Source organism: Nesterenkonia suensis, from assembly GCF_054782935.1.
Genome location: NZ_BAAGRN010000004.1, coordinates 16,091 through 40,852, shown reverse-complemented (window position 1 = coordinate 40,852; position 24,762 = coordinate 16,091). Strand labels below are relative to the sequence as shown.

23 protein-coding genes, 1 tRNA gene and 1 riboswitch are annotated in these 24,762 nt (G+C 71.1%); of the genes, 21 read left to right on the top strand and 3 right to left on the bottom strand.

Going from position 1 to position 24,762, the window contains the following annotated elements; genetic code table 11:
• Positions 1–157: 157 nt before the first annotated feature.
• Positions 158–790 (bottom strand): class I SAM-dependent methyltransferase, encoded by a 633-nt coding sequence (locus tag ACYVKI_RS06500; protein WP_460689534.1) that lies wholly within the window; start codon positions 788–790, stop codon positions 158–160.
• Between the two features lie 93 nt (positions 791–883).
• Here ACYVKI_RS06500 and ACYVKI_RS06495 point away from each other — a divergent pair.
• From ACYVKI_RS06495 to ACYVKI_RS06460, 8 genes are all read left to right on the top strand, one after another.
• Positions 884–957 (top strand) — tRNA-Gly (locus tag ACYVKI_RS06495).
• 96 nt (positions 958–1,053) lie between these two features.
• A complete protein-coding gene (locus ACYVKI_RS06490; RefSeq protein WP_460689533.1) occupies positions 1,054–1,953 on the top strand; it encodes a macrolide 2'-phosphotransferase in 900 nt (299 codons plus the stop codon).
• Between the two features lie 40 nt (positions 1,954–1,993).
• Positions 1,994–2,100, top strand: a riboswitch (TPP riboswitch).
• Positions 2,091–3,326, top strand: coding sequence for a glycine oxidase ThiO (gene thiO / locus ACYVKI_RS06485; protein ID WP_460689532.1), 1,236 nt, complete (start codon positions 2,091–2,093; stop codon positions 3,324–3,326). It overlaps the preceding riboswitch by 10 nt.
• Positions 3,327–3,331: 5 nt before the next feature.
• The gene (thiS, locus tag ACYVKI_RS06480) at positions 3,332–3,571 is read left to right on the top strand and encodes a sulfur carrier protein ThiS (protein WP_460689531.1); all 240 of its coding nucleotides are present in this window, start codon (positions 3,332–3,334) and stop codon (positions 3,569–3,571) included.
• 4 nt (positions 3,572–3,575) lie between these two features.
• On the top strand, positions 3,576–4,373 hold the full coding sequence (locus ACYVKI_RS06475; protein WP_460689530.1) for a thiazole synthase: 798 nt from the start codon (positions 3,576–3,578) through the stop codon (positions 4,371–4,373).
• Positions 4,366–5,664, top strand: coding sequence for a molybdopterin-synthase adenylyltransferase MoeB (gene moeB, locus ACYVKI_RS06470; protein WP_460689529.1), 1,299 nt, complete (start codon positions 4,366–4,368; stop codon positions 5,662–5,664). Before ACYVKI_RS06475 ends, moeB begins: the two co-directional genes overlap by 8 nt.
• The gene (locus ACYVKI_RS06465) at positions 5,661–6,251 is read left to right on the top strand and encodes a VanZ family protein (protein ID WP_460689528.1); all 591 of its coding nucleotides are present in this window, start codon (positions 5,661–5,663) and stop codon (positions 6,249–6,251) included. Before moeB ends, ACYVKI_RS06465 begins: the two co-directional genes overlap by 4 nt.
• 41 nt (positions 6,252–6,292) lie before the next feature.
• A complete protein-coding gene (locus tag ACYVKI_RS06460) occupies positions 6,293–6,646 on the top strand; it encodes a hypothetical protein (RefSeq protein WP_460689527.1) in 354 nt (117 codons plus the stop codon).
• 21 nt (positions 6,647–6,667) lie between these two features.
• Here ACYVKI_RS06460 and ACYVKI_RS06455 read toward each other — a convergent pair whose 3' ends face one another.
• Positions 6,668–7,156 (bottom strand): oxidoreductase, encoded by a 489-nt coding sequence (locus tag ACYVKI_RS06455; protein WP_460689526.1) that lies wholly within the window; start codon positions 7,154–7,156, stop codon positions 6,668–6,670.
• Positions 7,157–7,409: 253 nt separating this feature from the next.
• Positions 7,410–8,000, bottom strand: a complete 591-nt coding sequence (locus ACYVKI_RS06450) for a hypothetical protein (RefSeq protein ID WP_460689525.1) — start codon at positions 7,998–8,000, stop codon at positions 7,410–7,412.
• Between the two features lie 82 nt (positions 8,001–8,082).
• Here ACYVKI_RS06450 and ACYVKI_RS06445 point away from each other — a divergent pair, with 82 nt between their 5' ends.
• From ACYVKI_RS06445 to cydC, 13 genes are all read left to right on the top strand, one after another.
• A complete protein-coding gene (locus ACYVKI_RS06445) occupies positions 8,083–9,387 on the top strand; it encodes a carboxylate--amine ligase (RefSeq protein ID WP_460689524.1) in 1,305 nt (434 codons plus the stop codon).
• Positions 9,388–9,397: 10 nt separating this feature from the next.
• Positions 9,398–10,384 (top strand): carbohydrate kinase family protein, encoded by a 987-nt coding sequence (locus tag ACYVKI_RS06440; RefSeq protein ID WP_460689523.1) that lies wholly within the window; start codon positions 9,398–9,400, stop codon positions 10,382–10,384.
• 7 nt (positions 10,385–10,391) lie between these two features.
• Positions 10,392–11,291 carry an HAD family hydrolase gene (locus tag ACYVKI_RS06435; protein WP_460689522.1) on the top strand — a complete coding sequence of 300 codons (900 nt, stop codon included), beginning with the start codon at positions 10,392–10,394 and terminating at the stop codon, positions 11,289–11,291.
• Positions 11,279–12,115 (top strand): glycerophosphodiester phosphodiesterase, encoded by an 837-nt coding sequence (locus ACYVKI_RS06430; protein WP_460689521.1) that lies wholly within the window; start codon positions 11,279–11,281, stop codon positions 12,113–12,115. The genes ACYVKI_RS06435 and ACYVKI_RS06430 overlap by 13 nt, the downstream gene beginning before the upstream one ends.
• A gap of 13 nt (positions 12,116–12,128) precedes the next feature.
• A complete protein-coding gene (locus ACYVKI_RS06425; protein ID WP_460689520.1) occupies positions 12,129–13,382 on the top strand; it encodes a sensor histidine kinase in 1,254 nt (417 codons plus the stop codon).
• Complete coding sequence (locus tag ACYVKI_RS06420) at positions 13,382–14,056, top strand: response regulator (RefSeq protein WP_460689519.1); 675 nt, start codon at positions 13,382–13,384, stop codon at positions 14,054–14,056. Before ACYVKI_RS06425 ends, ACYVKI_RS06420 begins: the two co-directional genes overlap by 1 nt.
• An 80-nt stretch (positions 14,057–14,136) precedes the next feature.
• Positions 14,137–14,874 carry an ABC transporter ATP-binding protein gene (locus ACYVKI_RS06415; protein WP_460689518.1) on the top strand — a complete coding sequence of 246 codons (738 nt, stop codon included), beginning with the start codon at positions 14,137–14,139 and terminating at the stop codon, positions 14,872–14,874.
• Positions 14,871–17,360, top strand: coding sequence for an FtsX-like permease family protein (locus ACYVKI_RS06410; protein ID WP_460689517.1), 2,490 nt, complete (start codon positions 14,871–14,873; stop codon positions 17,358–17,360). Before ACYVKI_RS06415 ends, ACYVKI_RS06410 begins: the two co-directional genes overlap by 4 nt.
• A gap of 88 nt (positions 17,361–17,448) precedes the next feature.
• Positions 17,449–18,420, top strand: a complete 972-nt coding sequence (locus tag ACYVKI_RS06405; RefSeq protein WP_460689516.1) for a sugar-binding transcriptional regulator — start codon at positions 17,449–17,451, stop codon at positions 18,418–18,420.
• A gap of 147 nt (positions 18,421–18,567) precedes the next feature.
• Entirely contained in the window at positions 18,568–19,980 is a 1,413-nt protein-coding gene (locus ACYVKI_RS06400) for a cytochrome ubiquinol oxidase subunit I (RefSeq protein ID WP_460689515.1), read from the top strand.
• Positions 19,981–19,993: 13 nt separating this feature from the next.
• The gene (cydB, locus tag ACYVKI_RS06395; RefSeq protein ID WP_460689514.1) at positions 19,994–21,037 is read left to right on the top strand and encodes a cytochrome d ubiquinol oxidase subunit II; all 1,044 of its coding nucleotides are present in this window, start codon (positions 19,994–19,996) and stop codon (positions 21,035–21,037) included.
• Between the two features lie 19 nt (positions 21,038–21,056).
• Positions 21,057–22,808 carry a thiol reductant ABC exporter subunit CydD gene (cydD, locus tag ACYVKI_RS06390; protein ID WP_460689513.1) on the top strand — a complete coding sequence of 584 codons (1,752 nt, stop codon included), beginning with the start codon at positions 21,057–21,059 and terminating at the stop codon, positions 22,806–22,808.
• On the top strand, positions 22,805–24,715 hold the full coding sequence (gene cydC / locus ACYVKI_RS06385) for a thiol reductant ABC exporter subunit CydC (RefSeq protein WP_460689512.1): 1,911 nt from the start codon (positions 22,805–22,807) through the stop codon (positions 24,713–24,715). Before cydD ends, cydC begins: the two co-directional genes overlap by 4 nt.
• The last annotated feature ends 47 nt before the right edge of the window (positions 24,716–24,762 follow it).

Below are 24,762 nucleotides of genomic sequence, written 5' to 3'. Positions count from 1 at the left end.
TGCCCTCACACCCCACGGCCGTGCCGACCTCATCGCCACACACCAGGCCACCGCAGGCTCCCGTGCGGGTGTGACCGTCCTCTACGAGACCAGCCGACGACGACACTGAGCCGTACGTCTGCTGCCTGGGAGCGTCCTGGTCACCACTCGCGCCGGGTCACCTCCGCGCGATCACGTCGTACATGTGCCAATGCTTCGGGCCCCGACCACTGGGACCGTCGTACTCGCGCTCGTCGAGCTGCAGCACAGTGAGTCCGCTCAGCCATGCCTCCACCTCGTCAGGGGTATGGAACGTCATGCCCTCCACGGCGGTCTTGCCGGAGGCCCATGCGTCGCGGTCACCGAAAAGCTGCACGGCCAGGATCCCGCCCGGGTGCAGTGCGGCGAGGATGCGGTGCCACACGTCGACAAGACCATCCTCCCCCAGGAACGGCAGACTCAGGCAGGCCAGGACCAGGTCCACGCGCGGCAGATCGGCTGAGGACAGGTCGGCGCACACGGTGGTGAGGCCGCTGTCCAGCCCTGCACCCTCAGCACGGGCACGCACCGCGTCCACCGCGGCCTGCTCACGGTCGATCGCCGTCACCGTCAGGCCGGTCTGCAGCATGTGTAGGGTCTCGGTGCCGTCTCCGCAGCCGAGGTCCACTGAGTGGAGGACATCGCTGGAGCCGTGGGGCTCGGATGGCAGATGCTCGAGGGCGTCCAGAAGAAGAGGGCGACATGGTCGGCCCGAGGTGCGCCGATAGTACGCGGCCCAGTCGGCGTCGTCAGTGCTCGGGGAGGTGGCCATGAGAGTCACCGTAGCGCCCGATTGGAAATCACCCACCCCGGGAGTGATAATCTCTACCCAGGAGATCTTCGGATCCACGGATCCGCCTCCTGCGCGGATGTAGCTTAATGGTAAAGCTTCGGCTTCCCAAGCCGACGACGCGGGTTCGATTCCCGTCATCCGCTCCACTTCTCAGGGGTGATGCGCACAGCGCATCACCCCTGATCACGTTTCGGCCCCCCGGGCTCATTGCCACCGTCAACGCGCGCCAGTAGCGTGAACGGATGGACTCCTCAACGCTCGACGACGTCATCCAGCGGGCCGTCTGGCGTGGCCTGGCCCTGGACAAGGACTCTGTGGAGCTCATCGACGCCGGCCTCGACTTCCAGGTGGCCCTCGCCGATGACGCCGCGGGGGACCGGTGGGTGCTGCGCGTCCCACGGCGTCCCGATGTCGTCGCGCGGATGGAGGACGAGGCCCGCATCCTCGAGCTCGTCCGCCCCCACCTCAGCATCAGCGTGCCCGACTGGACCATCCGTTCCGAGGAGCTGCTCGCCTACCGGGCCCTGCCGGGCCACCCCGGGCTCACCCTGCGCGGGGGAGAGCCGCAATGGCATATGGACCCCGAATCCCACCAGTTCGCCTCCGCACTGGGCCGTCTGCTCGCCGAACTGCACAGCATCGACACCGATCGGGCGCGCCAGGCCGGCATCGAGGTCCGCACCCCGGAGCAGGCCCGTCAGCGCTGGCAGGAGGACATCGACGTCGTCGTCTCCGAGTTCTCGGTCGCGCCCGAGTTGCTCACGCGGTGGCGCGGCTGGCTCGACGCCGACGAGCTCTGGCCGGACCGCACCGTGATGACCCACGGTGAGCTCTACCCGGCCCACATCCTCCTCGGTGAGACCGGGGAGATCTCCGGCGTCATCGACTGGACCACCGCCCGCGTGGACGACCCCGGCCGGGACTTCTCCTACCAGTTCTCCATCGCCGGACAGGAGGCCTTCGAGGTCACCGTCGCCGCCTATGAGCAGGCCGGCGGCACCGTCTGGCCGAAGCTCGCCGCGCACTGCCATGAGCTGTGGGCAGCCTCCCCGGTGGCCTACGGCAAGTTTGCGCTCACCACCGGAGAGCCGCAGCACCGGATCGCCGCGGCCGCCCTGCTCAACCCCGACGCCACCGGCTGACCCCCTGTGACCACCCCGCGCGACGGGGACTAGAATGGAGACTGCATTCCGTGGGAGCCCGGGCCGGCCGGGCTGAGAGGGCAAGACCGCCGACCACTCGGACTCGATGCGGATCATGCCGCCGTGAGGAGGAGCACGTGGACGTCACTGTCGTGGGAGCCGGCGTCGTCGGACTGCTGTCCGCCTGGCAGCTCAGGATCCAGGGCCACGCCGTCACCCTGATCGCCCCGCAGATCGCCCAGGGTGCCAGCTACGCCGCCGCCGGCATGCTCGCCCCTATCAGCGAGATGCAGTACGGCCAGGATCGGCTCTACCCCCTCATGACCGCGGCCCGAGCCGAGTACCCGGCGTTCCTCGCCGGCCTGGCCGCCGCCGTCGACGCCCCCACCGGGTGGCGGGAGAACGGCACCATCCTGCTGGCCGCGGACCGGTCTGACCGCGACGCCGTCGCCGACCTCGTCGGCGTGCAGGTCGCCCACGGCATGGAGGTGGAGCCGCTGACCTCCAGCCAGCTGCGGCGCCGCGAGCCCGGGTTCGCCCCCGGGATCTCCAAAGGCTGGGACGTCCCCGGCGACCACCAGGTGGACCCCCGGCTCCTCGCCACCTGCGCGGTCCAGGCGCTGCAGACCACCTTGGATCCGAGTCGATTCCCCGACGCGGGTCCGCCTGCGGCCCTGCGGCAGGCCCGCGTCACCGCCGTGCACACGCACGACACCGGGGTCGGGGCGCGGCTGACCCTCGACGACGGCACAGGCCGCACCACCGTGTTCACCGACGAGAAGGTCCTCCTGGTGCCCGGGCTCGGCTACCCCGAGATCGCCGGGGCGCCCGAGCAGACCCCGCTGGACCTGCGGCCCGTCCACGGGGACGTGCTGCGCCTGCGGGTCCGTGACGCCCAGCTTCTTGCCGGCGAGCAGCACATCCTCGGTGCCACCGTCCGGGCGAAGGTCCGTGGTCGCAGTGTCTACCTGGTGCCGCGGGCCGACGGCGGGCTCGTCGTCGGCGCCTCCTCCCGGGAGGATGGCCTGCCCGGCACCCACGCGGGCTCCGTGCAGGAGCTGCTCGACGACGCCGTCACCGTGCTGCCCGCGATCAAGGAGATGGAGCTGGTGGAGATCACCACCCGGGCCCGACCGGGCACCCCGGATGACATCCCCTACCTGGGCCGCTGCGAGCAGGCGCCCGACGTCGTCATCTCCACCGGCTATTCTCGACACGGGATCCTGCTGGCCCCGCTGGCCGCGCGGCTCGCCGCAGCCCTGTTGACCGACGACGGCGAGGCCGCGCTGAGCGAGGCGGACCGACGGATGCTGGCCCACATGAGCCCCACGCGGTCCGTGACCGCACCAGACCTGACCCATACCGGATTGTGAGACCCATGCTCACCGTGACCATCAACGAGGAAGACGTGAAGTTCGACGACGGCGCCACCGTCGTCGACGCCGTCGCCCATACCACCGGGCGCGCGCTGAACCCCGACGGCACCCCCGCCGACGGCGGTCGCCTGGGAGTGGCGGTGGCGATCAATGCCGCCGTCGTCCCGCGCAGCGCCTGGGCCGACACCACGCTGAACCACGGCGAGGAGATCGAGATCGTCACCGCCGTGCAGGGCGGGTGACCGCATGACCGCACAGACTGCCCAGACCATCCCGTCCCTTCAGGTGGGCGACTACACCCTGGCCAACCGGCTCATCATGGGCACCGGCGGGATCACCGACCTGGACGCCCTGGAGCGGGCGCTCATCGCCTCCGGCACCACGCTGACCACGGTTGCGATGCGCCGGTACAGCCCCGAGACCAAGACCAGCGTGTTCTCCATGCTGGAGCGGCTCGGCATCGACGTGCTGCCCAACACCGCCGGCTGCTACACCGTCAAGGACGCGGTGCTCACCGCCGAGCTGGCCCGGGAGGCGCTGGAGACGAACCTCATCAAGATCGAGGTCATCGCCGATGAGTACACGCTGCTGCCGGATGTGATCGAGACGCTGGAGGCCACCGAGCAGCTCGCCGACCGGGGCTTCGTTCCCATGGTCTACACCACTGACGACCCGGCGGCTGCGGTGCGCCTGGAGCAGGCCGGGGCCGCCGCCGTCATGCCGCTGGGCGCACCCATCGGCACCGGCCTGGGGATCCTGAACCCGCACAACATCGAGCTCATCTCCTCCCGGGCGAACGTGCCGGTGGTGCTCGACGCCGGCGTCGGAGCGGCCTCCGAGGCGGCGCTGGCCATGGAGCTGGGCTGCGACGCGGTGCTGGTCGCCTCCGCGGTCACCCGCGCGCAGAAGCCCTCCGACATGGCCCACGCGATGCGGCTGGCCGTGGAGTCCGGGTGGCTCTCCGCCGGGGCGGGGCGGATCCCGCGCCGGCGGCACGCCCTGGCCTCCTCCGCGATGGGCGGAAGGATCGGCACCGTTGACTGAGCGTCGCGCCGAAGACACGCCACGCACCCAGGTGGACGATCTCTCCCGCACGCAGCTGGAACGCTTCCAGCGGCACCTCTCGCTGACCGGGTTCGGTCCGGAGGCGCAGCTGCGGCTGCTCGACTCCCGGGTGCTGGTGATCGGTGCCGGAGGCCTCGGAGCGCCGATCCTCACCTACCTGGCCGCAGCCGGGGTGGGGACCATCGACGTCGTCGATCATGACGTGGTCGACCGCTCCAACCTGCACCGGCAGGTCCTGCATTCGGAGGCCACCATCGGCCGGCCCAAGACGGAGTCCGCCGCGACGGCGATGCGCGGGCTGCACCCGGAGGTCACCGTCCACGAGCACCGCGAGCCCCTCGGGCCCGAGAACGCTCTGGCGCTGGTGGAGACCGCGGACATCGTGGTGGACGGATCCGACAACTTCGCCACCCGCTATGTGGTCTCCGATGCCTGCGAGATCGCCGGCAAGCCGCTGGTCTCCGGCTCCATCCTGCGCTTCGCCGGGCAGGTCAGCCTGTTCTGGTCCGCTCCGGATGAGGCGCACTGGCGGGCCGCATGGGACCAGGCCGGCCGCGGCCCCACCTACCGGGACCTCTACCCGGAGGCCCCCGACGCCGGAGAGGTCCCGACCTGCGCGGAGGCCGGGGTGCTGGGCGTGCTGCCCGGGGTCATCGGCACGCTGATGGCCACCGAGACCATCAAGTTCCTCGCCGGTGTGGGGGAGACCCTGCTCGGCCGGGTGCTGACCTATGACGCGCTGACCGCCTCCTTCCGTGAGGTGCGGCTGCTGCCGGACCCGGACCGGAAGCCGGTCACCAGCATCGGCGCCGACGTCGCCGGGCTGGGCGGCGGGCCGGGTGGCGCCCCGGGCGGCGCCGGGGGTGCCTGCGCGGTGGAGGAGGACCCGGCGCTGCACCCGGTGGAGGGGGAGACCGATCCCTACACCGGGCATCCGTTTGGCCCGGAGGACATCGGCATCCGCGAGCTGCAGGCCGCCGTCGAGGCCGGGCGGATCGCTGGCGTGGTGGACGTCCGCGAGTCGTGGGAGTACGCGGCCGGGCACGTCGAGGGTGCGGTCAACGTGCCGCTGGGCGAGCTGTGGCACGGCAGCGAGGTCCCCGGGCTCGACGAGGCCAGTGAGGACCGCCCCGTGGTGCTGTATTGCAAGATCGGCGTCCGCTCCCGGCAGGCGCTCGCGGTGCTGCGCCACCGGAATCCCGACGCCGGGCTGCGGAACCTGGTGGGCGGCTACGAGCAGGTCAAGGCTGTGACGGACGCTTCTGCGTGACCAACCTGGTGAGGTCTTTCGGTTCGCTCGTGCCGATGTTCGTGGCGGTGGCCGTACTGCTCGCCGTCGTGTTGACAGCGGTGTACCTCGTCGCTGGCCGCCGCCGCGGGTGGTCCTCCCGGTCCTTCCTGTGGTCCTGGGGCGTCAGCTCATGGGTTGCTGGTGTCGTCATCGTCACCGTGGTTCCCCATACGGTAGGACTTGCGCCGTCGAGGCATGTGGAGCTCGTCCCGTTCGCCTTTCTGGGGGAGATCGGAAGCAGCGTCGGAGCCTCAGTGCTGACCGAGGTCCTCGCGAATCTGGTGATGTTCATGATCGGTGGTGCCATCCTGGCGCTGTCCTCGATGACGACCTCCAGGATCGTTCTGGCGGCCACCCTGTTCGCGGTGTTCGTGGAGGTGATGCAGTTCGTCCTCGGCTTCGGCCGGGTGTCGAGCGTCGACGACGTGATCTGGGCCGCGGCAGGAGCCTGGATCGGGGCCTGGGTCGGCCAGTCTGTGGTCGGCCAGTCTGTCCGGCGACGCGCGGCGGCTCGTCACGGGAGGAGTGATGTCGTCGCTCCACGGAGCGGTGGCGCCCCTATGTGACGCCGCTGTGATCCGGTACAGTCAGTTCGAAGGGGGAACTGATGAGTGCTGATGCTGAGAACGTGATGCCGCGCCGCTTCGCCGCGATCGCCGCCGCCCTGGGGCTGACCGCCGTGTTCGGCGGGTCTGCCGCCGTCGTCTCCCAGCAGGAGGGCCCCGACGCCGTCACGGCCTCGCTGAGTCCGGAGAAGCAGGCGCTGCTGGACACCGACGACGACCTCTTCGTCACGGTGGACCTCGCTTCCAGCCAGATCACCGACGTCACCGTCCCCGAGGTTCCCGGTGTTCCCGGGGCGCTGAGCGCCCAGGAGCGGGAGCTGCTGAACTCGGGCACCCCCACCATCGTCACCATGGACGTGGACACCGGGGAGATCATCTCCGTCCGAGCGGCCTGAGGAGCGCCAGGCGCCCACCGCTCAGCGGTAGGCGCGCTCGTAGGGCGCCGGCTTGTACGGCATGTCCCAGCGCAGCGCCTCGCCCGCCCGGATGGGGAAGTCGGGGTCGCGCAGGGACTCGCGGCCCACCAGCACCACGTCGGACTGGCCCTGGGCCACGATCTGCTCGGCCTGGAAGGGGCCGTCGATCATCCCGACCGCGGCCACCGGAAGCCCGGTGGACTCCTTGATCGACGTCGCGAACGGCAGCTGGTAGCCCGGGACCACGGGGGTCTCGGCCGGCACGTTCCCGCCCGAGGGCACGGAGATCATGTTCACCCCGTGCTCGCCCCTCTCGGCGCGGACGGCGTCCACCACCTCCAGCAGCATCCGCGCCCGGTTCTCCGGGGAGCCGCCGTGCTCGGTTGGCACATTGCTCTCGGGGTGGTCGCCCCAGGCCCGCCAGGCGGAGGCCTGGCGGGCCGCATGGGCCAACTGGATGGCCGCAGCCGTGCCCTGTGAGTGGATCATCGTAGTCAGACGGCGAAGAGCCCTTTTCAGGTGCCCGGCCCGTTCATGGCCGCAGAGCAGTCGACGCGCCATGGGCACGCTGAGAGTCTCCGCAGGTATGGCCGGGGGGGCTCTCCTCCTGCACCACCCTGCACACTCCGGAGACCCCCGCATATCGCATGCCGACCAGCTCACGTCTGTCCAGCTGTGCCGTGCCCGGGAACTGCGCGACCTCACCGATCGTGGCTGTGGGCAGAGACGACGATCGCCTCGGCTAGGACTGCGATGTCACCCGCGCACGGCTGATCCGCTGCCGCAGTCCGCTGGCCCGCACCATCGGCTCCAGCTCACGCTCTGCTCCCTGCAGCGGCCACGAGGTCCAGGGCGTGGTCGCCTCCGAGAGTTCCGTCCAGATCACGCCTCGGTCATGATGCTTGCGCACCAGAGCGGTGAAGCGCTCACTGGCCTGCGCCTCCTCGGAACCGGCGGCGTGCGAGCCGGTGCGCCGCCGGGCCAGCCCCGCCAGGTCCCGCAGTTCGGCGGCCTCCGCCTCGCTCAGATGCGGGTGCTCCACCGGCCGCCGTCGGGCCGGTGCCGGGCGCTCATAGGCTGGGAACAGGGCCGCGACGTCGGCGTCGACCTCGCCCTCATGCCGGGCGGCGAACTGCCGCATCCGCTCGGCGCTGACCCCGCACGGCTCGGCCAGCTGGCGCATCGGCCACCCTGCGCCCTTCGCCGCGGCCGCCAGCTGCGCCAGGGACGCCGCCTGCCGCTTCTGTTCCGCGGACCTCACCGGCGCGTCCGCATAGGCGCGGTAGGCCTCCAGCAGGGCGTCCCGGGCGGCGTCGGGCAGGGTGTCCTCCATGCTCCGACCCTAACAGCGGCCCTCAGCGAGCCGAGGCCCGGCATCCAGGCTCCATCCACCGTTCTTTGCTAGCGTCATCCCCATGCGGATACCTCAGGAGCAGCCGTTCGTCCCGGTGATCACCGGCGGCGACGTGGGCACCTACTCCCTGGCGCGCGAGTTCCACGAGGCCTTCGGGGCGATCTCCGCGGTCGTGCCCACCTCCGTCAATCGCAATCTCAAGCACTCCCGCATCATGGAGACCTTCCCCGCCGGGCCGATGACCACCGCCGAGCCGGTCATCGCGAAGCTCAAGGAGGTCGCCGCCCTCCTCACCGACGACGGCGCTCACCGACGCCCGCTGCTGCTGCTGGCCAACTATGACCACCTCGTCCGCTTCGCCGTGGACCACCGCGACGAGCTGGAAAAGCTGGGCTACAGGATCCCCTACCCGTCGGCGCAGAAGCTGGACCAGGTGGCGCTGAAGGAGAACTTCTACGCCCTCTGCGAGGAACTCGGCGTCCCCTACCCGAAGACCGTCGGCTACGACTGCTCCGCCCACACCGAGCAGCGCGCCCAAGCCTTCGCCGCCGAGGAGCTGCCCGCCGCCGGGGTCTCCTACCCCCTGGTGCTCAAGGCCGGCGACGGCGGCGCCTGGGCCGACATCACCTTCACGGGTCGACGCAAAGTCCACTACATCGACGACGCCGAGGAGCTCACCAGCCTGCTGGGCCGAGCCTCCGACGCCGGCTACACCGGCACGCTGATCGCCCAGGAGCACATCCCCGGCACCGACTCCCAGCTGCGCCTGGCCACCTACTTCTGCGACCAGACCGGCCAGGTCCGGCTGACCGCCTATGGGGAGGTCATCGTCGAGGACCACGCCCCCGGGCTCGAGGGCAACTCCCCGGCAGTGCTGACCTCTCGGGACGAGGCTGTGGAGAAGCAGGGCGCCGCGCTGTTGCGCGCCGTCGGCTGGCGCGGCTTCGCCATGTTCGACATCAAAGTGGACCCACGCGACGGCGTCGCGAAGTTCTTCGAGCTCAACCCCCGGCTCGGCCGCAACCATCACTACCTCACCGCCTCCGGGATCAACCCCGCCCGGCTCTACGTCGAGGAGCACCTGCGCGGCGGACTCAGCGGCCCGGACCACCAGGTGGCCAAGCAGCCCGCGCTGCACACCACGCTGCCGCTGCCGCTGGTGAAGAGGCACGCCAGCGCCGAGCAGCGCCGACGCATCACCGCGCTCGCCGAGCAGGGCCGCATCATCAACCCGTTCTTCTACGACGCCGACGCTGACCTGCGGCGAATCCTCTACCACCGGGCCGTCCAGGCCAAGACGTTCCGCACCTACCGCCAGTACCCGCCGCCCGCCGGCGACCTCCGCAAGTCCGCGCAACTGCGGTAGTTTAGGGGGCATGAGTGCATACCTGGCGGTCATCGGCGAGTGCCTGGTGGATGTCGTCCATTCGGAGACCTCCGCCCCGAAAGCCCATGTCGGGGGAAGCCCCTTCAATGTGGCCGTCGGCCTGGCCAGGCTCGAGCACGACGTCGTCTTCGCCGGCCGGCACGGGGAGGACGACTACGGACGGATGATCGCCCGCAGCCTCCGCGCCCAGGGGATCACCTCCCTGCTGGAGCCGGATGCGAGCCCGACCTCCGTGGCGAAGGCGACTCTGGACCCGGCCGGTCAGGCCAGCTATGAGTTCGCCCTGGACTGGACCCTGCCCTCCGCCGGCGAGCTGGAACGCTCCTTCTGCACGCTGGTGCAGGACACCCGGCCCGAGGAGTCCCCGGCCCTGGATCTGCTCCACACCGGCTCCATCGGCGCCATGATGCAGCCGGGCGCGGAGACGGTGAAGGACATGCTGCACCGGGCGCGCGACGTCGCCACCATCAGTTACGACCCCAACTACCGTCCCTCCATCATCCCCAACCGCGAAGAGGCCCGAGACCAGGCCGAGCAGTTCATCTCCCTGGCCGACGTCGTGCAGGCCTCCACCGACGACATCGACCTCCTCTACCCGGAGCGCAGCCACGAGGACACCATGCGTGCCTGGCTGGAGCTGGGTCCGGGGGTCGTCATCATCACTCGGGGCGCCTCCGGAGCCATGGGCCTGGCCCGCTCCGGCTTCGTCGATCAGCCGGCGTTCTCCATCGAGGTCGCCGACACCGTCGGCGCTGGAGACTCCTTCATGGCCGCGACCCTGGCGACGCTGCGCGGGCTGGGACTCCTCGGGGCGGCCCGCCGCGACGCGCTGCACGACATCAGCCACGCCCAGCTGACCGACGTGCTCAGCACCGCCGCCCGGGCGGCGGCGATCACCTCCTCACGCTTCGGCGCCCAGCCGCCGACCGCCGCGGAGCTGGCCGCCGCGCTGGAAGAAGGGGCGGAGCCTGCGTAGCGCCCCGGTGACCACGCTGGAGCGGACCCGGCTGATCGCCAGCGACATCGACGGCACCATCCTCAGCTACGCCGCGGCGGAGACCGGGACCGTCACCGAGCGCACTGTGGCCGCCTTCCGCGCCGCCCGCGCCGCCGGTGTCGGGATCGTGCTGGTCACCGGCCGTCCGGTGCGCTGGCTGAAGCCGGTGGCCGACGCGCTGGGCGGCGTGGGCCCGGTCATCTGCTCCAACGGGGCCGTGGTCTACGACCTCGCCGAGGACCGGCTGCTGCGCGAGGACCCCATGGGTGAGGCCGCCGTCTTCGCTGTGAAGGATCGCATCCTGGACATCGACCCGCAGGCCAGCTTCGCCGCCGAGACCCTGCAGAACCTGCACGCCGAGCCGGCGTTCCTGGTGGACTCGCTGTTCTTCGAAGAGGACCGTCGGCGGGCGGCCGGGGTCACCGATGACATGCTCCGCCTCGGTCCCCTCGACGACACCCTCGGTCGCCACGACCCCGGTGCCCGCTCCCGTGTGGTGAAGCTGCTCGCCAAGACCGCCGCCATGGACGCCGACGCCTTTCTGGAACAGGTGAAGGCCAGGGTCGGTGAGCTGGTCACCGTGACCCACTCTGCGCCGGGGATCAGCCTGTTGGAGATCTCCGCCAAGGGGGTGGACAAGGCCGCCGCGCTGCGACGCTTCGCCGCCGGTCAGGGAATCACCCGGGAGCAGGTCATCGCCTTCGGAGACATGCCCAATGACATCGAGATGCTCCAGTGGGCCGGTACCTCCTGGGCCGTGAGCTCGGCCCACCCGATGGCCCGCTCGGCCGCGCAGCACCTCACCGCCGACTGCGACGCCGACGGCGTGGCTCAGGTGCTGGAGGACCTGCTCGACGGCGGGGACGGTGTCCGGTGCGGCCGCTGACGAACCGCTACCTGCTCAACACCCTGCCAGGACCCCTGGAGGGCCAGGTGCTCGCGTTCGCCCACCGGGGCGCGGACCCCTCGCGGGAGAACACGATGGGCGCCTTCCGCCACGCCGTCGAGCTCGGCTACCGGTACCTGGAGATCGACGTGCGCACCGCCGCCTGCGGCACGCTGGTGGTCTTTCATGACGAGGACCTCGACCGGGTCACCGACGGTGCCGGGAAGCTGCGGGAGCAGACCTGGGAGCAGCTCTCCGCCCTGCGCGTGGGCGACGCAGCCCGCACCGGAGCGGGCGACCCTGCCGACGACGAGGCCCGGCTGCTCCGCTTCGAGGACCTGCTCGCCACCTGGGACGACGTCCACCTCAACGTGGACCTCAAAGATTCCGCGGCGGTCGAGGAGTTCGTCCGCCTCGTCGACGAGCATCAGGCCCACGATCGGGTGCTGGTCACCAGCTTCCACGACGCCCGACGCCGCCGGGCCGTGCGCCGACTGACCCGCCGCGTCGCCACCTCGGCCGGACTGGGCGCCACCGCCGCCTTCGTGTTTCTCGGCCCGCTGGGCCTGACCCGGCCGCTCGTCAGCCGTGCCGTCGACGTCGACTGCCTCCAGGTCCCGGTGCGGCAGGGCCCGATCCGGGTCGTCACCGCGGGCTTCCTGCGGCGCTGTCACCGAGCCGGTCTGCAGGTCCACGTCTGGGTGGTGGACGACCCGGACGAGATGCACCGGCTCATCGACCTCGGCGTGGACGGGCTGATGACCGACGATGCCGAGGCGCTCGCCGCGGTCATGCGGGAACGCTCCGTGTGGCCCCAGCGATGACGAGGCCCCAGCGATGACACCCGCCCACGTCCGGCTCTGGCAGGCACTGGGCCGACGTCCATGGATCGCCGACGGCGCCCTCATCGCGCTGCCGCTGGCGCTGCTCGCCGTGCTGGCCTCGGTCGGGGCCGACGGACGCACGATGCTCGGCGGCCAGGCGCCCTGGCTGCTCGTGCTGAGCCTGGAGCTGCTGACCATCCTGCCGTTGGCGGCACGTCGCTCCCGCCCCGCCTGGGCGGCCGGGCTCGTCGCCCTCGGTGCGCTCGGACAGGTGCTCACGCTGACCGGGCCCGGGTTCAGCGCGCTCACCGTGCCGTGGGTGCTGTACTCGGTGGCGAAGTTCGGCACCCGGCGGGCCTCCCGGCTGTACCTGATCATTGCGCTGATCGGTGCGGTGCTGCTGGGCGGGCTGGTCCTCGTCCAGCAGATGATCATCCTCGGGGGCCCACCGATGGGGCTGGAGACCCTGATCCTGGTCCTGCTGCTCACCGGCTTCGCCGCGGCTGTGGTGATGGTCGCCTGGCTGTTGGGCGATCTGGGCGGGCGGCGTCGTCGAGAGATCGCCGCCATCACCGAACGCAACGAGCTGCTCGAGCGGGAGCGCGAGCATGAGACCCGGCTGGCCGCCGACGCGGAGCGGATGCGCATCGCGCGGGAGATGCACGACGTCATCAGCCATTCCATGTCGGTGATGATCGCCCAGGCCGACGGGGGCCGGTACGTCGTCGCTCAGGATCCGGAACGTGCCGGGCAGGCTTTCGAGACGATCGGAAGGACCGGGCGTCAGGCGCTCACCGAGATGCGGAGCATGCTGGGGGTGCTGCGCGAGGAGCGCGAGTCGCTGCTGGTTCAGCCCTCCCCGGGGCTGGCGGACCTGGGGCGGATGATCGCCGACGTCCGGGCCGCCGGTCTGGAGGTCGAGCTCGCCGACCGGCTGGCCGAGACCCTTCCCGGGGAGCCCACGCTCGCCGACGGGGCGGCGCTGGCAGTGCACCGGATCGTCCAGGAGGCGCTGACGAACACCCTGAAGCACGGCGGACCCGGCGCCACCGCCGAGGTCACGCTCTCCGCCGAGGACGGCTGGCTGGTGATCGAGGTGCGCGACACCGGCCGGGGAGCCCGGGCCGAGGGCGACGGGGCCGGCTCCGGGCTGCGGGGCATGGCCGAGCGGGCCCGGCTCCACGGCGGAGACGTCCAGACGCGCGCGCACGCCGGTGGCTTCGACGTCGTCGCCCGCATCCCGCTCACCACCGAGAAGGAGTCCTGATGTCCACCACCTCCACGTCGGTGCTGCTGGCCGACGACCAGGCCCTGCTGCGCGCCGGGTTCGCCATGGTCATCGACTCCCAGCCCGACATGCACGTGGTCGCCCAGGCCGGCGACGGCCAACAGGCCCTCGACGCCGTCGCCGCATATGCCCCCGACGTCGTGCTCATGGACATCCGCATGCCGGCGCTCGACGGGCTCGAGGCCACCCGCAGGATCACCGCCTCCGGGGGGCAGGCGCCGAAGATCATCGTGCTCACCACCTTCGACACTGACGAATACGCCGTCGAAGCGCTGCGCGCCGGGGCCTCCGGCTTCCTGCTCAAGGATGTCCAGCCGGAGATCCTGCTGGACTCGATCCGCACCGTGACCACTGGGGGAGCCGTCATCGCGCCCACCACCACCCGGCGGCTGCTGGAGACCACCCTGCTGGGCTCCCGACGGCGGCAGCCCACCGCCGCCCAGCAGGCCAAGCTGGAGACCCTCACCGCCCGGGAGGCCGAGATCCTCCAGGAGATGGCCACCGGCGACTCCAACACGGAGATCGCCCGCCGACTGTTCCTCTCCGAGGCGACGGTGAAGACCCACGTGGGGCATGTGCTCACCAAGCTGGAGGTCCGTGATCGGGTGCAGGCGGTGGTCTTCGCCTACGACTCCGGACTGGTGGACCACTGATCCCTCATCCTGCAGGATGAGGCCGAGACCATCCTCTGCTCCGATGTGGGCTGACCTGGGACGACCGTACCGTGGGTTCCATGACGCACACACCTGCCGTCGCCGTGAAGGCGACCGATCTGACCAAGACCTATGGTTCCGGCGACACCGCCGTGCGGCCGCTGAAGCGCCTCAGTCTGGAGATCCCGGCCGCCCGATTCACCGCCGTGATGGGCCCCTCCGGATCCGGCAAGTCCACCCTGATGCACGTGCTCGCCGGACTCGACGTCGCCGACGGCGGCAGCGTCGTCATCGGCGACGTGGAGCTCACCGGCCTGGAGGAGAAGCGGCTGACCCGCGTGCGCCGAGAGCGCCTCGGGTTCATCTTCCAGGCCTACAACCTGGTGCCGGCCATGACCGCCGAGGAGAACATCCTGCTGCCTTCCCGACTGGGGCGCACCAGCGTGGACCGGGCCTTCCTGGAGCTGGTGGCGGAGCGACTGGGGCTGACTGAGCGGCTCCACCACCGGCCCTTCGAGCTCTCCGGCGGCCAGCAGCAGAGGGTGGCCGTGGCCCGCGCCCTGGTCTCTCGCCCGGAGGTGATCTTCGCCGACGAGCCCACCGGCAACCTGGATCAGGCCGCCGGGGCGGAGGTGCTGGAGCTGCTGCGCGCCGCCGTCGACGAGTTCGGCCAGACCGTCATCATGGTCACCCACGACGCCGGCGCCGCGGCGCGTGCCGACCGGACCGTCCTGCTGGCCGACGGCCGGCTGGTGGACACCCTGGAAGCGCCCACCGCCGAACAGCTGGCCGCCGCGATGATCGAGGTGGGCCGATGAACCCCGTGCTGCGCGCGAACCTGCGCTCCGCCGGCACCCGGCTGTTCGCGGCGGGTGCCGCCATCGCCGTGGCGGTGGCCTTCGTGGTCACCTCCCTGCTGATGGTCGACGCTTTCGGCCGCACCATGGAGTCCCAGGCGGAGGCGGAGGCCGCCGGGGCGGACCTGATGGTGGAGGTCTCGGGCCTGGTGGACGACGCGGAGGCGTCCGCCACCCTGGCCGATGACATCCAGGACCTCGACGACGTCGGGGATGCCCAGCTGATCCGCAGCGCCTTCGCCCCGGCAGAGATCGGGGGCCGGGACGGCTTCCTGGGCGTCTCCGAGCTGCCCGCGCATCTCCCGGTGGAGTTCACCGAGGGCCGTGGGGCCGAGGAGGCCGACGAGATCACCGTCACGGAGCAGTTCGCCGACGCCTATGGCCTCACGACCGGCGATGCTGTGACACCTGAGGACCCTGTGACCGGTGCCGCCGGCGACCCCTACACTGTGGTGGGCCTGATCAGCGGCATCCAGCGCGCCGGATCCGCGTTCGTCTCGCCCGCCGGCATGGACGCCTTCCCGGAGGAGGCCTTCCCGGAGTCCATCCGCGTGGTGCTGGCTGACACGCTGCATGGCGATGCCGGAGCTCAGCGGATCGTGCAGGATCAGATCCATGACCTGCTCCAGGTGTCCGCCCCGGAGGCCTCGGTGCTCACGCATGAGGAGATCGTGGAGGCCTGGCTGGAGGATCTCTCCGGCACCAGCGACATCCTGGTGACCATCGGGCTGGGCTTCGGGGCGATCGCCGTCTTCGTGGCCGGTCTGGTCATCACCAACACCTTCGGGGTGCTGGTGGCCTCGAGGATGTCCACGCTGGCGCTGCTGCGCGCCGTGGGTGCCACCGCCCGACAGCTGAAGCAGGCGACGCTGGCCGAAGGGGCGATGCTCGGCGTCGTCGGCTCCGCCGTCGGCGTGCTGCTCGGCGGCGGGGCCGCCTATGGGCTCGGCACCGCCGCCCAGGCGTTGTGGCTGGAGGACTTCGCCCCCGTGCGGCTCACCGTCGTCGCCGTCGTGGTGGGCCTGGTGCTGGGCACTGTGGTGACCAGCGTCGCGAGCCTGGTCCCGGCGCTGCGTGCCGGCCGGACCTCACCGATGCAGGCGCTGCAGCCCGCCGACGTCGCCCCCGCCGAGGGTGGGGTGCCGCGAGTGCGGACGACGATCGGCGTGGTGCTGGGCGTGCTGGGACTGGGGGCCGTGGTGGCCGCCGCGCTGCTGCACAGCCCTCTGCTGGGTGTGTCCGGGGCGATGCTCGGATTCCTCGGGGTGCTGCTGGCCGCCCGGGCGATCGTGCCCGCCGTGGTGCGTGGCCTGGGGCTGCTGCTGGTCCGGATCACCGGCGGAGAAGTGCCCCGACTGGTGGCGCAGAACGCCCGGCAGACCCCGGGGCGGCTGACCACCACCACCTCGGCGCTGCTGATCGGCGTCACCCTGGTGGTCACCATGACCGTCGGAGCCGCCACCGCGCAGCGCTCCCTGGATGAGGACTTGGCCGACCGCTACCCGGTGGACGCCGCCGTGGCCTCCACCGAGGTCGAGGCGACCCTGTCCTCCGACGACGCCGTGACCCGGACCGTCACGATCCCCGGTGAGCAGGCGGAGATGAGCGGCGGCGACGGCGTGGACGTACCCGTGCAGGTGGTGGCCGCAGACCACGAGGACCTGACTGAGCTGACCCGCCGCGACGAGGTGCTGCCCGAGCCGGGCCAGGCGCTGCTCTCCGCCTCCTTCTACGAGGGTGAGCAGTCGGTGTCAGGCTGGGGCGAGACGGCGACGGTGACGCTGCGGGCCGACGGCGAGGAGCCGCTGCAGGTCCTAGGCGAGATGGCCGGCTGGCTGCCCCCCGGCACCGTGGTGATCTCCTCCGCGGCCGGCTGGGATCTGGCCGACTCGTCGGGACAGACTTGGCTGCGGTTCAGTGACGCGGCCTCCCCGGACGACGTGCTGCGGGTCAGCGGCACGCTCACCGATGTGGCCGGAGAGGAGACTTCGGCCACGGTGGAGGCGGCCCTCTCGCGAGCCTCGATCTCCGGGGTGATCGACACGGTGCTGCTGGTGGTGCTGGTGCTGCTGGCCGCCTCCGTGGTGGTCGCGGTGATCGGGGTATCCAACACGCTGGCGCTCTCGGTGTTCGAACGGCGCCGCGAGGCGGCTCTGCTGCGGGCGCTGGGCCTGAGTCGGGGAGGGGTGCGTCGTCTGGTGTCCACCGAGGCGGTGCTGATGGCTGTGGTGGCCCTGCTGATCGGCGGTGGGCTGGGCGTGTTCTTCGGCTGGGCTGGAGTGAGCTCCCTGGTGGCCGAGGACGTCATGGGTGTCGCGCTCGCGGTGCCCTGGGGTCGGCTGGGGCTGATCGCCGCAGCGGCGCTGACCGCCGCCGTCGTCGCCTCCGCGCTGCCGGCCCGCGCCCTGGGACGCACCGAGCCGGCGGCGGGCCTCTCCCAGGAGTGAAGCCCCGCCCACACGCCGGAGGCAACGCATCCAGGGGGCAGGTGATCGCGGTCATATATGCTCGAATGAGCATGCATCGGGAGGGGATATGACCACGGATGACCGGGGTGAGCGACACAGTCTCACGCTGATGGCCGAGCTGGCCTCGGAGTACTACCTGGAGGGTCGGTCCAAGGTGGACATCGCCCGGCGTCATGATCTCTCGCGCTTTCAGGTCGCGCGTCTGTTGGATCAGGCCCGGGATGAGGGCATCGTCCGCATCACCATCGTCAACCCGTCAGACGCCGGCGCTGAGCATGAGGGTCTGGCTGAGACCCTGGGCATCTCCTCGGTCACCGTGGTCGCTCAGCGCTCAGATGAGACCATGCGTTCAGCTCTCGCCCGGCAGGTCGGGCATCTGCTGCCGCGCAGACTGCACGACGGCGCACGCCTGGGGGTGGCGTGGTCGCGCACACTGATGCACCTGCCGGAGCACCTCGACGCCTTGCCGCGGGTGGACATCGTCCAGCTGGTGGGTCCGCTCTCCGCCCCGGGGTCCTCCACGGCGGCGTCCTCGGCGCTGATCCACACCTTGGGCGCCTCGGCCGGGGGAGAGGTCTGGCCGCTGCCCACGCCGCTGATCGTCGACTCTGCGGAGGTCGCGCGGGGGCTGCGTGCCACCGATGAGGTCCGCGCCGCTTTGGAGGCCGCCGATGAGCTCGACGTCGCGGTGGTCTCGTTGGGTGCGTGGCAGCCGGGCGGATCCACCCTGTGGAGCCGTTTCAGTGAGGAGGAGCGTCAGCGGGCCGTCGACGCCGACGTCGTCACCGAGTGTTCGGGCATCCTGGTGGACTCGGCCGGTCGTGTGGTGCGCTCAGTCCTGCAGGATCGCGTGGTCGGGGTGTATCCCCAGCAGCTGCGGCGGGCCCGGGTGATCGCTGTGGCACCGGCGGTGGGTCATCCGGAGGCCGTGATGGCGGCGGCCCGCGGCGGCTTCGTCGATGATCTGATCATCTCCGCGGAGCTGGCGGATCAGCTGCTGGATGTGCTGGCCGCCGAGCAGCTCGAGGCCCTGGGCTGAACGGCGGAGTCACCGAGGTCATACTTCTACAACTTGTAGAAAACTCTTCTACGCGCTGTAGAATTCACAGGGAGGCGACGCCGCGTGGACGGCCGCCTCCACGCCACGATCCTCGTGACGCGGCCCTGCGACGACACAGGTGAACCCGTGGAAGAACTCTTCGACCCGCTGTCCCTGGCGCGCTGGCAGTTCGGACTGACCACGCTCTACCACTTCCTGTTCGTCCCGCTGACCATCGGGATGGCGCTGATGGCCGCCATCATGCAGACGGCCTGGCACTGCACCGACGACGTCAAGTACCTGAAGCTGACCAAGCTGTTCGGCAAGATCTTCCTGATCAACTTCGCCATGGGCGTGGTCACCGGCATCGTCCAGGAGTTCCAGTTCGGCATGAACTGGTCCGAGTACTCCCGGTTCGTCGGAGACGTCTTCGGCGCTCCGCTGGCCATCGAGGGTCTGGCCGCCTTCTTCTTCGAGGCGACCTTCATCGGCCTGTGGATCTTCGGCTGGGGCCGCATCCCCCGGCTGGCGCATCTGGCCTGCATCTGGACGGTGTTCGTCGCCAGCACGCTCTCGGCCTACTTCATCCTCGCCGCCAACGCCTTCATGCAGAACCCGGTCGGCTACACCTTCAACCACGAGCGTGGACGCGCCGAGCTCACCAGCCTGTGGGAGGTGCTGACAAACCCGGTGGTGCTGGCGGCCTTCCCGCACACCATCTTCGCGGCCATCATGTTCGCCGCCACGGTGATGATCGCCGTCGCCGCCTGGCACCTGCGTCGCGGTCAGCATGCCGAGACGATGCGCCCGGCGCTGAAGACCGGGCTCTGGGCCAATGTGCTCGCCTTCCTGGGCGTCGGGGTCTCCGGGGATCAGCTCTCCCTGGCGATGGTGGACGCCCAGCCCATGAAGATGGCCGCCGCCGAGGGGCTCTACGAGACCACGAACGCGGCGAGCTTCTCGATCTTCACCCTCGGCACTCCCGACGGCGCCTCCGAGCTGTTCTCCATCCGTATCCCGTACCTGCTCTCCCTGCTGTCCACCCACACGCTCGACGGCGAGGTCGAAGGCATCAACGACCTGCAGGCCCAGTACGTCACCCAGTTCGGCCCCGGTGACTACACCCCGCTGATCTGGGTCACCTACTGGTCCTTCCGGTGGATGATCGGCCTCGGGGCGGTCTCCGCCCTGATCTCCCTGGTGGGACTGTGGCTGACCCGGAAGAACGCGCGGCAGCTGCCGGCCCGCCAGGAGCAGCTGATGTGGCGGATCTTCATCTGGGCCGCTCCGTTGCCGCTGCTCGCCTCCCTGGTGGGCTGGATCTTCACCGAGATGGGCCGCCAGCCGTGGATCGTCTTCGGACTGATGAAGACTGAGGCCGCGGTGTCCCCGAACGTCTCCGGCCTGGACGTGGCGATCTCCCTGGCCGCCTTCACGCTCATCTACGGGATCCTCGCCGTCGTCGAGTTCAAGCTGATCCTCAAGGCCGCCCAGGAGGGTCCGCCGGAGCTGGACGACGACGTCGACGCCGATTCCGACGACCTCGCCGTCGTGTACTGATCAGGAGCCCGCCATGGACCTCGCCCTGCTGAACCCCGCGCAGTTCGACCTCCCCACGATCTGGTTCGTGCTGGTCGCGTTCTTCTTCGTCGGCTACTTCGTGCTCGACGGCTTCGACTTCGGCGTGGGCATGTCCCTGCCGCTGCTGGGACGCGACGACACTGACCGCCGGGTCATGATCAACACCATCGGGCCGGTCTGGGACCTCAACGAGACCTGGGTGATCGTGGCCGGGGCGGTGCTCTTCGCCGCCTTCCCCGAGTGGTACGCCTCCCTGTTCTCCGGGTTCTACCTGCCGTTGCTGCTGATCCTGCTGGCGCTGATTGCCCGCGGGGTGAGCTTCGAGTACCGGCACCAGCGCAAGCACCCGCAGTGGACGCGGACCTTCGACAGGATGATCATCATCGGCTCGGTGCTGCCTGCCTTCCTGTGGGGCCTGATCTTCGCCAACGTGGTCCGCGGGCTGCCCCTGGACGCCGGCCACAACGTCACCGCGTCCCTGCTGGACCTGGTCACCCCGTACGCCGTGCTGGGCGGGATCACCCTGACCCTGCTGTGCCTGGTCCACGGAGCGGTGTTCATCGCGCTGAAGACCGACGGCGAGATCCGCGGCCGAGCCCGGCGGCTGGCAGGGTTCGCCGGGGTCCCCGCGGCGGTGGCCGCCGTCGCATTCCTGGCGTGGACCCTGACCCTGGAGACCTTCTCGGGGCAGCCGCTGCCGGCCCTGATAGCCGCCGTCGGGGCGGCCCTGGCGATGGTGGTCGCCCTGGTGGCCAACGCCGTCGGCCGGGAGGGTCTGGCCTTCGGCGCGATGGCGGCCACGGTCGGGCTGGCCGTGGTGACCCTGTTCCTGTCCCTGTTCCCGCATGTGCTGCCGTCCACCTCCGGGGAAGGTGGGCTGACCATCGTCAACGCCAGCTCCACCGACTACACGCTCACCGTGATGTTTTGGGTCGCCCTGGTGGTCACCCCGCTGGTGATCGGCTACCAGATCTGGACCTACTGGGTGTTCCGCCGCCGCCTGACGCGCGACCACATCCCCGCCGAGGCGCACTGAGGTCCGGGAGACGAGCGCCATGAAGCCCCTGGACCCCCGCCTGCTCCGTCACGCCCGTGCCGCCCGCGGGTTCCTGGTGCTGGCCGTGATGCTGGGGCTTGTCCAGGTGCTGCTGGTGCTGGCCTTCGCCGGACTGCTGGCGGGGGTGCTGACCACGGTGATCGCCGCCGTCGGGGTGCTGTCCGGGGACTGGGTGCCGGAGCAGCTGGTGGTGGCCGAGCCTCCCTCCGGGACGGCGCTGCTGGGGCCGGTGGCCCCGCTGCTGGGTGGCCTGGCGGTGGTGACGCTCGCCCGTGCGGGGGTCTCCTGGGCCATGGAGGCCGTGGCGGCCCGGGCGGCGGCACGGGTGAAGTCCCAGCTGCGCCGTCAGGCCGCGGAGGCGCTGGTGCACGGACAGCACGACGACGGCGACTCTGCTGGTGGCGGCTCTGCTGGTGGCGGCACTGCTGGCCCGGCTCAGGCGGTCAGCGTGCTGGGCTCCGGCCTGGACGCCCTGGACGCCTACTTCTCCCGGTACCTTCCGCAGCTGGTGCTCACCGTCCTGGCGGTGCCGATCCTGCTGGGTGTGCTGGCCACCCAGGATCTGACCACGGCGGTGATCGTGGCGCTGACCATGCCGCTGGTGCCGGTGTTCATGGTGCTGGTGGGCTGGTCCACCCAGTCCGCGCAGCAGCAGCAGCGCCGCCGGCTGGACCGGCTGGGCACCGCCTACCTGGACCTGGTGGAGGGGCTCTCCACGCTGAAGATCTTCAACCGGCAGCACCGGCAGCGGCAGAACCTGCGTCGGCTCACCGAGCAGCATCGCGGCGCCACCATGCGGGTGCTGCGGATCAGCTTCCTCTCCGGGTTCGTCCTGGAGCTGGCCGCCAGCCTCTCGGTGGCCCTGGTGGCGGTCTCGGTGGGTGTGCGGCTGATCGACGGCGAGCTGGGGCTCTTCGTGGGTCTGTTCGTGCTGCTCATCGTCCCGGAGGCCTACGCGCCGCTGCGGCAGGTCGGCGCCCAGTATCACGCGGCCGCCGACGGCATCGCCGCCGCCGAGGAGGTCTTCTCGCTGCTGGAGGCCGAGAGGCGGGCTGAGCCGGTGGCCGGTGCAGAACCAGTCTCGGGCGAAGGGCTGTCGCCGGCTGCGGCGCTGCATCTGCAGGAGGTGACGGTTCGCCGAGGTGGGGACGTCGTCGTCGACCGCGTGAGCCTCACCGCCGAACCGGGCCGGATCACCGCGCTCGCCGGACCGTCGGGGGCGGGGAAGTCCACGCTGGCCGCCGCCGTCGTCGGGCTGGTGGACCACAGCGGGAAGATCACCCTGCGCACGGCCGACGGCGCCGCGCGGCGGCCCACCCGCGATGACGTCGCCTGGACCGGTCAGCGTCACGGCCTGCGGGCGGGCACGGTGGGGGAGAACATCGCCCTCGGCGAGCCGCGTCTCGAGGCCGACCAGGCCCGGGGGATCCTCGACGCGCTCGGGCTTCCGGAGCTGCGCCTGGACCATCGCCTCGGGGTCCACGGCAGGGGGCTCTCGGGCGGGCAGGCGCACCGGGTGGCCGTGGCCCGGGCGGTCCACCGGGCTCGGGCCCGCCGCTGCCCGGTGCTGCTGTTGGACGAGCCCACTGCGGCCCTGGACGAGGACGCCGAACGCCGGCTGATCGCGCTGCTGCGGGCCGAGGCCGATGCCGGACGCATCATGCTGGTGATCAGCCACCGCCCCACCGTTCTGGCGGCGGCCGACACGGTGCACCGGCTCACCTGGGCGCGGCAGGAGGCGCTGCGATGAGCATTCTCACCCTGGCCCGCCCCGACCGGCGCAGCCTGGCGCCCGGAGCCGCACTGGGGGCGCTGTCCGGACTCAGCGCGGTGCTGCTGCTGGGGCTCTCGGCGTACCTGATCACCCGGGCCGCCGAGCAGCCGCCCATCCTCTACCTGGGCCTGCTGGTGGTGGGCGTGCGGGCCTTCGCCCTGTCCCGGGCATTCTTCCGCTACCTGGAGCGGCTGAGCTCCCACGACGCCGCCTTCCGCACGTTGAGCACGCTGCGGGTCGGCCTGGTGGAGCGGCTGATGCCGCTGGCCCCGGCCGGCCTGGCCGACCGCGGACGCGGGGACCTGCTCTCCCGGCTGGTCCGCGATGTGGACCAGCTGCTCGACCTGCCCACCCGTGTCATCCAGCCGTTGGCCTCCTCCGCCGTGGTGGTCCTGGCGACCCTGGCCGGGCTGGCGTGGTTCTCCCCGTCGGCCGCGGCGGCGCTGGCGGTGCTGCTGGCGCTCGCCCTGGTGGCCGGGACCTGGCTCAATGCCCGGATCAGCGGTTCCGCGGAGCGACGCACCGCCGCGCTGCGGGGACAGCTGGCCGATGAGGTCGCGGATCTGGCCTCCGATGTGGAGGTGCTGCTGGCCTACGGTGCCGCCGACGAGCAGATCCGGCGGGTGGAGCGGGCCGACGCGCGGCTGCGGGCCGCCGAGCTGCGGGCCTCCGCCGGTGCCGGCGTCGTCTCCGCGGTGCTGACGGGGCTGACCGGCGCCGCCGTGCTGGCGATGCTGCTGCTGGCCGTCCCGGGGCTGCAGCCCAGCGCTCCCTTGGGACCGGAGTTCGCGCTCAGTCCCGGATCGGTGGACGGTCCGGTGCTGGCGGTGCTGGCCCTGGTGCCGCTGGCTGTCTTCGAGGTCGCGGCCGCGGTGCCGGCCGCATGGTCCGCCCGACGGCGGGTGCTCGCGTCGGCGGCGCGCATCGCGGAGCTCACCGAGCGGCCCCGGCCGGCGGAGATCCCGGCAGACGACGGCGATGACCACGGCGATGAGGCCAGTGCTCCGGAGGCCGGTTCACAGGCGGGGGCTCTGCTCGAGCTGGAGGGGGTCACCGTCCGGTGGCCGGGGCAGCAGGCGGCGACGGCGGCGCCGGTGGATCTGAAGCTGGCACCGGGAGAGCGGGCGCTGGTCACCGGCGCCAGCGGGTCGGGGAAGACGGCGCTCGCGCAGACCCTGGTGCGGCTGCTGGAGCATGAGGGCTCCTGCCGGCTCGACGGCGTCGAAGTCCGCGAGATGTCCGCGGCTGCGGTGCGGCGGCGCGTGTGCCTGATCGAGCAGCGGGCGCACCTGTTCGACACCACCCTGCGCGCGAATCTGAGCTTCGCCCATCCGGAGGGGCCTGAGAGGTGTGCTGAGGAGGAGCTCTGGGAGGTGCTGGGGGCTGTCGGGCTGCGGGAGTGGGCTCGTTCCCGGGACGGTCTGGACACCAGGGTGGGCCGCGAGGGCGCGCTGGTCTCGGGAGGTCAGGCGCAGCGCATCGCCGTGGCCCGGGGGCTGCTGTCTCGGGCGGAGGTGCTGGTGCTGGATGAGCCCACCGCGCATGTGGACCCCGAGCTGGGGGACCAGCTCATCCGGGACCTGCTCGGCGCGGCGGCAGAAGCGGGGGCGGGTGTGGCGGCGGGTGCGGCCGGACTGGATGCCAGCCGGGGACGCAGCGTGATCCTGATGTCCCACCTGCCGGTGCCCTACGAGCTGGTGGACCATCATGTGCGGCTGACCGGTGGATCAGCTCTTCGACTTCACCGCCTGGACCAGCCAGATGACGGCCGCGGCGATCAGGGCGATGAAGATCAGGTTACCGATGAGGTTCAGCGTCGCCCCGATGATCCAGAGGACCACTCGGATGGCCACGATGGCGAGGATGATGGTCAGGATGACTGACAGCAGCTGTTTCATGGCCTCAGCCTAGGGGATCGCGGCAACAGGCC